Below are 653 nucleotides of genomic sequence, written 5' to 3' on the forward strand. Positions count from 1 at the left end.
ATTCCTGACGGGTTGTCAGGTTTTCCTCTCCGAGCGGCTCGGGCTACTCCCAAGAAGGGGGGCGCCGGGACGCTGACTCCGGCCACTTCAACTCATCCTCGTCGGTCCAAGCCTCGGGCAGCTCGTCGAAGTCGGCCGTCTCGTCGTCACGCTGAATCAGATAGCCCTCGCGGGGATCCTTCATCACCCGCAGCGCCAGCAGTTGGCCGTGCTCGTCGAGTTTATAGTCGAAGCTGTGGCCGACCCGCCAGCGCGTGAGGACCTTCTTGTCCGGCACCGTGTTGAGAATCTGCATGACGTCGCTGTACGCCAGGCCCAGCGTCCGCTCGGCGGTCAGGGCGAAGGAGTCGCCGTTCTGAATGGTGTAGCTCTGCCATTCGGGAACGTAGGTCTCGCGAGCGGCGATCTCGTCGCCCAGTTCCGTGCTGCCGGAGGGGTCGAGAGAGTTGTCGAAGGACCAATCCTCGTAGGAGGTGCCTCCAATGCTGTCATCGTCTTCGTCGGTCGCCGAGTAGGCATCGCCCACGGGAAATTGCACCGCCAGTTTCTTGACGCTGGGCTTGACCGCCGGCTTGATGATGGGAGAGATCGCCTGCGCTGACGGCTGGGGAACGTCGTCGGCGTGTGCTTCGGGGACCAGATCGAGGTGCATT

The 653-nt window shown here is 63.1% G+C and carries 1 protein-coding gene; it reads right to left on the reverse strand.

Annotated features, from left to right (window positions below):
• Window positions 1–43: 43 nt before the first annotated feature.
• The coding region (locus AC3AYF_RS12085) for a LysM-like peptidoglycan-binding domain-containing protein (RefSeq protein ID WP_487779782.1) at window positions 44–653 on the reverse strand (610 nt) is incomplete at its 5' end.

This window comes from Salinicola sp., assembly GCF_982684285.1.